Consider the following 7703-nt stretch of genomic DNA (forward strand, 5'->3'; position numbering starts at 1 on the left):
GCGTCCGGCGGGTGCTGCGTGCGGCCTCATGCAATATCGGGGTACGAACCCGCCGGACGTTCGGCAGTGGGACGCAGCATGATCTCCTGGAACGCGACTACTTCATTTAACATAAGATATATTATCGACATAAAACCGCAGTGAAAGGCTTTGCCAACCAGCGCCCAACTTTTTACTACGTTAAATAATAAGCAGGTGGAGAGAAGGCACATGGCCGTGGCGAGAAAATTCTTGGCCAAACACGCAAGCCGCGCGCCGTGGCTGGCAGGTGCGGCAGCGTTGCTCACGGCGGCCCATCTTGTTGCCGGCACCGCAGACCGTCCGGGCGACTGGCCCGTCTACGGCGGAGACGCCGGCGGCAGCCACTTCTCGGCGCTCTCTCAGATCACCGCCCAGAACGTCTCGCAGCTTCAGCTTGCCTGGCGGTACGATGCGGGCACTGGTGGCATGCATACTTCACCTATTGTCGTCGATGGCAGGCTCTTTGCGGTCACCGCGAAACAGGAGATCGTCGCGCTCGATCCCGCGAACGGTCGCGTCCTGTGGACCCACCCCGTCAGCGATGCCGATGAGCAGCCGGTGCGCGGCCTCACGTTCTGGCGGCACGGCGCGCAGCAGCGCCTGCTCGTCGGGATCGGGCACTGGCTCTTCGCGCTTGATCCGGCAACGGGCAGAAGCGTGGGCGACTTCGGCGAGGATGGCCGGATCGACATGCGCGCGGGCCTTGCCCGCACAGGCTCGGACGCCAACACCGCATCCCTGCCCCTGGCGATGACCAGCCCCGGCGTGATCTGGCAGGACACGATCATCGTCGGGTTCCGCTCATCGGAATCCAAGCCTGCCGCGCCCGGCGCGGTGCGCGCCTACGATGTGCGCACGGGCGCCTTGCGCTGGACCTTCGACCTGCTGCCACGGCCCGGCCAGTTCGGCAGCGAAAGCTGGGCTCCCGGCGCGCTCGAAACCGCAGGCGCGGCGAACGCCTGGGCCGGCATGGTCGTGGACGAAAAGCGCGGCATCGTCTTCGTGCCCACCGGCTCTGCGGTCGACGATTTCTACGGCGCCGATCGCAAGGGCGCCAACCTCTTTGCCAATTCGCTCGTCGCGCTCGACGCCGCCACCGGCAAGCGCCTGTGGCACTACCAGATCGTCCACCACGACATCTGGGACCGCGATCTGCCGAGCCCGCCCGTGCTGCTGACAGTCACCCACGGCGGCAAGCGCATCGACGCCGTGGCCCAGGCGACCAAGCAGGGCCTGCTCTTCCTGTTCGACCGCGTGACCGGCAAGCCGCTGTTCCCGGTGGAGGAAAAGGCGTTTCCGGCAAGCACGATCCCCGGCGAGGAAGCCTGGGCGACACAGCCCGTGCCGCTCCTGCCCGCACCCTTCGCGCGCCAGCGCCTCACCGCCGATATGCTTACCCGTCGCACGCCCGAAGCCGCGCGTGCCGTGGCGCAGGACTTTGCCGGGATGCGCAGCGATGGACCGTTCGTGCCCTTCTCGACTGACAAGCCGACCGTGATCTTCCCCGGCTTTGACGGCGGTGCCGAATGGGGCGGCCAGGCAGTCGATCCGGCAAAGGGCGTGCTCTTCGTCAACGCCAACGACGTGCCATGGACCGGTATGCTCACGCCCGCATCGACCGCAGGCAGCGGTAGCGGCGAAGCGCTGTATCAGGAGCATTGCGCGGCCTGTCATGGCCTCGACCGCAAGGGCTCGCCCCCCGCCTTCCCCTCACTGCAAGGCGTGATGGCGCGCAACATCGACGGCACCGTCTTTGGCGTGATCGCGGGCGGCAGGGGGCGCATGCCTGCCTTTGCGCACCTCGGGCAGGAGCGCCTGCTCGCAATCGCGGACTACTTGAGGCAACCGCCGGCCGAGACCCGTGGCGAAATGGTGGCCCAGAGGAAGAGCGCTGTCGGATCGCGCTATGTCTTCACCGGATACCACCGCTTCGTCGACCCGCAGGGTTACCCGGCCGTGGTTCCGCCATGGGGAACCTTGAGCGCGATCGACATGAACGACGGGCGCACACTCTGGCGCGTACCGCTGGGGCGCTACCCTGAACTGGCCAAGGCGGGCGAACCTGATACGGGCTCCGAGAACTATGGCGGGCCCCTGCTCACCGCAGGCGGCGTCCTGTTCATCGGCGCCACGATCTACGACCAGGCTTTTCGCGCCTTCGATCCGGCAAACGGCCGCGTCTTGTGGGAAGCGAAGCTCCCGTTTGCGGGCAATGCAACGCCGATCACCTACATGGCCGGCGGCCGGCAATATGTCGTCATAGCAGCCAGCGGCGCGCGCAATCGTGCTGGACCGCAGGGTTCGGCCTATGTCGCCTACGCCTTGCCCGCCACGCCGATAGTTAAGTAGGCCTTCGGTAACGGAAAAGCCCCAGGCGCCGGTTGCGGCAACCTGGGGCTAACCGGCCGGGTCAAGGGAGGATAGACCCGGCGCGGGGCAGGTGGAGAGACGCATGCGGCAGCTCTCCGGACCTGCCTGTTCCCAAAAAGGGCTGATCAGTTCAGATGCGGAAAGGCCGCGCGCACCTTCGCGACAACGCCTGCGGTCTGCTCCCACGGGTCGCCAAGCCGGCCCTCCCATTCGATGCTGACATCCCCTGCATAGCCCGCATCGGCCAAGATCGAGAACGCGCGGGCAAGATCGGGTAGCGGGCGCCCGTCGCTTGCCGGATCGACCGACTTGGCGTGAACCAGCTTGGCATAGGGCGCCAGTGCCGCGATGCTTTCGTAGAGCGGTTCGAAATCGAGGCCCGTGTCGTCGACATCGGCATTGGAAAACCGTGCGTTCGACAGCGAGACCAGCGGTTCGAGATTGCCGACGTCGAGCAGCAGCCCGAGGCGGTCGGAACCGACTTCGTCAAGCAGGCCGGCAAGGAACACCGGGTCCGAACTGGTGCCGCCATGGTTTTCCACGAGCAGGGTGAGGCCAAGCTCATTGGCCTTGTCGCCCAGTCGTTGCAGCGTTTCGACCAGCGCCGGACGCGCGCCAGCATCGAGCGTGCTGCCCGGAGTCCCTGCGTTGACACGCACGAACCGCGCACCGAGTTCGCGCGCGATATTGAACCACTCTATCGTGCGCGCCTCGTCGGCTGCGCGCTCATCCGGGCCTGCGCCACCGAAGTCGCCCAGATCGATCGGAAGAGTCAAAAGGCGGACCCCGGCCGCGTCGAGCGCGGCACGCACGCTCGCGATGCGCGCCGGGTCATGCGAGTCGAACTGGATCTGGCACAGTTCCACCGCGCTCACGCCAAGGCGCTCGGGCACGAGGCCGACGAACTGCTCGAGTGTGTGGAGATGCGGAAAATCGAATGTGAGCGGGCGCATCGTGCCATGTTCATCACGACGTTCGATGGAGATCGGACCCAGTTCGCTGTGCAAACAGAAGCTCGATACGGCAAGTTGTGGCATGTCTTTTGTTCCGTTCGTCAATCAAGTGGCTTGATGCGCAGCGCGCGCCAGCGGCACTGCGCGCCTTTCCCCCAGCGGGATTCCCCGAAGAAGGCGTCGTTGTCATGAACCTCGAGCGCGATGTGCCCCCGGGGACCGAGGTAATCGAGCACGCCCTGCGGATCGTAATCGGGGGAATCGAGCGTGGCGGCGTCGATCTCGGCAATCTTGAGACCGTTGACCCATGTCGTGATCACCGGCAGCGCGCCGACACAGCGGATGCGGATTTCGTTCCAGTCGTCCCACTTCCACACCGCCAGGAAGTCTTCGACCGCACCGGCATAGGTCAGGCGCGCGATCTTTTCGGGGGTCACCGGCTCCATCGAGGTTGCCGGATCGTCGGCCTCGATCCCGATCACGTTGCCTTCGGCATCGCGCTTTGCCCTGACAGCGAAAGGCACCGCTGAAAAACTGGCGAGCCCATTGCCGAAGAATCCGCCGATCCCGCCTGATTCGCGATGATCGAGCAGGACCTGATAGCCGGTCCAGTCCTGAAACTTGCGGCGCAGCATGATTCCGGTATCGGCGGGCCAGTCAGGCCGCGCCTCTAGCACGAGCTCGAAATCGCCGAAGGCCTCGTCGCTCACCAGATAGCCGCCATAGCCGGGCGTGCCCTGCTGGCCGACGATCGCGCCATCCTCGACATGCCAGACGGCCGGGTGCTTTTCGGGCTCGACCGGCGGCGTCACGCCGCGCTCCCTGAAAAATCCATCAAGCCCGGGCCCACCCGGATAGATCGATCCATAGACTCGGGGCTCTGCGTGCCACCCTGCAAGGCTTGATCCGTCGAACAGGCTGACAAAGCCCGTGTCGTCGAAAGTTTCCAGCTTCATTCCTGTCCCTTCATGTTATGGGACCCTAGGGTCTCGTTGAATGTTTAATGGAATTAAAAAAATGGTCCAGAGCAAAGTTTCCTCCGGGCGAACCAGCAAGCGAGACAGCCGCTCGTCGGGTTATTCGAAGGGCGATGCCAAGCGCGAGGAAATCCTCGTCGGCGTGATGAATGCACTTGCCAACGGGCAATTGCGCAATCCCTCGCTCCGCGCGATCGGTCAGGCACTGGAGATGGAACCTGCCCATATCCTTTATTATTTCGGCAGCCGCGAAGATCTGATGATGGCGGTGATCGTCCGGTGGGACGAAGTCAGGTCGGGCCACGCGATCAACGACCCGCCAGGCAACGATTTCATCGACGCCTACGTCGAGGCCATCGGCAAGAACCAGAGTCAGCCCGGCATCGTCCACCTCTACCTGACGTTCGCGGCCGAAGCCGTCGACCCGAATCACCCCGCGCACGATTTCATTCACGAGCGATTCGAGCGCGTGAAATGCAATCTCGCCGGAGCCATCCGGCGTGAGCAGGATGCCGGCACGATGATCGCCTCGTTCGATGCAGACATCGAGGCCCGGTTGCTGATCGCACTGGCCGACGGCTTGCAACTGCAATCACTGATTGACCCCGGAATCGATTCTGCCGGTCACTTGCGGACGGTCATCGGCCAGCTTCGGCAGGTCTGAAACCGGCGATTGCGCCGGTTCCGCAATCGATTCACGCAAATCCCCTTCCCGCTGCTGACAGCAAATTTCTGCTGCAAACATCGACACTTCGGCAAGGCACATAGTCGCTGCCGAACAATCGAGTTTACAGCCTCGCCGAGAAAGTTTAATCTCATAAAACTTTCGAGAAGCAACACGAGGGAGGGTGAGAAAAGCCAGCAGGCCAGGCGAGCATGGCTTGCCCGGTTGCGCAGCACCTGACGAAGCAGGGCAATCAACGCCCCGAGGTGCGAAGATCAGGCAACACAGTTTCTGCGCCGCAAGGGGAGCGGGCCAGGCGCAGCTTCAATCACATTTTCAAGCAATCTGCAGGCAGCGGACACGTAACCCGAAAGGCCGCGCGTGCGCCGGAAGCCTGTCTGAGGGAGAGGTGTATCCATGCGTAAACTACTTCTGAGCAGCGCCATGACTCTGTCGTTCATGGCTAACCCGGCGCTGGCGCAGGACGCCGAGGCACAGGTCGATTCGGGCGACATCATCGTCACCGCCAACAGGACCGAATCACTCCTGTCGAAGACCCCGATCGCCATGACCGCCATCGGCGGCGCCGATCTGACCAAGTCGGGCATTACCAACCCCACGCAGCTCGAAACGTCGGTGCCCAACCTGTCGATCGTGCGCGCCAACGGCGGCGTGCAGATCACCATCCGCGGCGTGACCTCGACCGACGCCACCGAGAAGGGCGACCCCTCGGCCGCGTTCATGCTCAACGGCATCTACATCGCGCGTCCGCAGGCACAGGAAGTTTCGTTCTTCGACATCGAGCGCGTCGAAGTACTGCGCGGTCCCCAGGGCACGCTCTATGGTCGCAACTCCACCGCAGGCGTCGTCAACGTGATTTCGGCTCGTCCGAAGATGGAATTCGGCGGCTCGGTCGATGCAAGCTACGCCAACTACAACAACATCAACGCGACCGGTGCGGTGAACCTGCCGCTGGGATCGAACCTCGCGCTTCGTGCGGCCGTGAACGTCGACCAGCGCGACAGCTTCGTGATCGATGGCAACGCCACCGACAACAACACCTTCGACAAGTTCAAGAACAACGTCGCGGGCAGGTTGTCGCTGCTGTGGGAGCCCAGCAACGATCTCAGCGTCTATCTCGTCGGCGATTACAGCGTCGCCAAGGGCCGGACCGACAGCTTCGTCTTCCCCGAAAACTTCTTTACCAACATCGCCACCGGCACGCGCCCGACCTACCGCGATCGCAGCAGCAGCGAATATCGCACCTACGCGAACGCCGTCGTCCAGCAGAGCAACCGCGACAACAAGGATCGCGGCATCATGGGCGAGATCAACTACGATCTGGGCGGGGTCCGCGTGACCTACCTCGGTTCGTACCGCGTGTTCGATCGCGACGAAGTCCTGAATTATGGCCGCGGCACCGTGCCCGCCGTGTTCCCCGGCCATTACTGGCAGACCTCGCACGAACTTCGTCTGGCCCTGAGCAATGATGGCCCTCTTCAGGCCCAGGTCGGCGGATACTACTTCAAGGAACGGTCGAATATCGTCCTGTCGCTGTTCAACCTGCTCGGGCCGAACACCGCGTTCGGATTCCTGCGCGACCCGACCATTTCGGAGAACAAGTCGGTCTTCGGTCAGGCGACCTACGAACTGTCGCCGGAACTCAAGATCACCGGTGGCCTGCGCTATTCGAGCGATACCAAGTCGCGCTTCGGGTCGACGGTCATCGATTTCTATGACTCGATCGGCGATGCCTACAACGTCGGCAACTTCCTCAGCCGCACCACTGCCGAAATCACCGGTGCAAAGCGCACGTTCAACAAGCTAACGTGGCGCGCCGGTATCGACTACGACACCCCTCTGGGCCTCGTCTTCGCCTCGGTTTCGACCGGCTACAAGGCGGGCGGCTTCAACGATGGTTGCGAAGTCGGCAAGGGCGTGGGCTGCAACCAGACCGCTTCGGCGCTCTACTATCAGCCCGAAACGCTGACTGCCTACGAAGCTGGCGCGAAGCTCAAGTTCAGCAATGCGTTCCGCTTGAACGCCACCGTGTTCCACTACGACTACTCGGGCCTGCAGTTGAGCCAGGTGGCCAATATCTGCGGTCCCAACGGCGACCTTCCGTGCCAGGTCACGCGCAATGCGGCAAAGGCCAAGGTCGATGGCGTGGAACTCGATGCCGAACTGCGTCCGACCGAACGGCTCTCGGTGCACCTGAGCGCCAACTACCTCAACGCGCGTTACGACACCTTCGTGCCGAACCCGAGCTACGACTTCAGCGGACGCAAGCTGAGCCGCAGCCCGGAATGGACCTGGACCGCCGGTCTCGACTACACCGTGCCGGTGGGTGACGGTAAGGTCGTTGCCACGGCGATGACGCGCTTCAGCAGCAGCTATGATCTGACCGACCTGGGCAACTTCGTCTACTTCTACCAGCCCTCGTTCACCAAGACCGACCTGACGCTGACCTACACGGCGCCCGATGACCGCTTCTACATCGGCGGCTTCGTCAACAACCTCGAAGACGAGGTCACGCTGACTGGCGTGACCGCCGGGTTCTTCGGAACCGCGAGCTTTGCCGATCCGCGCCAGTATGGCGTGCGTGCCGGCATCAAGTTCTGATGGAAAGGAGGGCGGGCGTGAAAGCGCCTGCCCTCACCCCTCGGCCAATCCAGGAATCAAGCCGCTTGCTGCCGCGCGCCCGCAAGCGGATCAGAT

General features: G+C 63.4%; 5 protein-coding genes. 3 read left to right on the forward strand and 2 right to left on the reverse strand.

Annotation, left to right across the window (positions count from 1 at the left end):
* The first annotated feature begins 231 nt into the window (after positions 1-231).
* Complete coding sequence (locus AC2A04_RS14175; protein WP_484213002.1) at positions 232-2370, forward strand: outer membrane protein assembly factor BamB family protein; 2139 nt, start codon at positions 232-234, stop codon at positions 2368-2370.
* A gap of 146 nt (positions 2371-2516) precedes the next feature.
* Here the strand turns inward: AC2A04_RS14175 and AC2A04_RS14180 are convergent, their stop codons facing one another.
* On the reverse strand, positions 2517-3428 hold the full coding sequence (locus tag AC2A04_RS14180; protein ID WP_484213003.1) for a sugar phosphate isomerase/epimerase family protein: 912 nt from the start codon (positions 3426-3428) through the stop codon (positions 2517-2519).
* 17 nt (positions 3429-3445) lie between these two features.
* Entirely contained in the window at positions 3446-4300 is an 855-nt protein-coding gene (locus tag AC2A04_RS14185) for a 3-keto-disaccharide hydrolase (protein WP_484213004.1), read from the reverse strand.
* 61 nt (positions 4301-4361) lie between these two features.
* On the opposite strand from AC2A04_RS14185, the gene AC2A04_RS14190 reads away from it, so the two are divergent.
* Together AC2A04_RS14190 and AC2A04_RS14195 are read left to right on the forward strand one after the other, a co-directional pair.
* Entirely contained in the window at positions 4362-4985 is a 624-nt protein-coding gene (locus tag AC2A04_RS14190) for a TetR family transcriptional regulator C-terminal domain-containing protein (RefSeq protein WP_484213005.1), read from the forward strand.
* A gap of 417 nt (positions 4986-5402) precedes the next feature.
* Positions 5403-7607: a TonB-dependent receptor gene (locus AC2A04_RS14195; protein WP_484213006.1), complete on the forward strand. Its 2205-nt coding sequence runs from the start codon at positions 5403-5405 to the stop codon at positions 7605-7607.
* The last annotated feature ends 96 nt before the right edge of the window (positions 7608-7703 follow it).

Source organism: Novosphingobium sp. HNCC26DJ243, assembly GCF_057180545.1.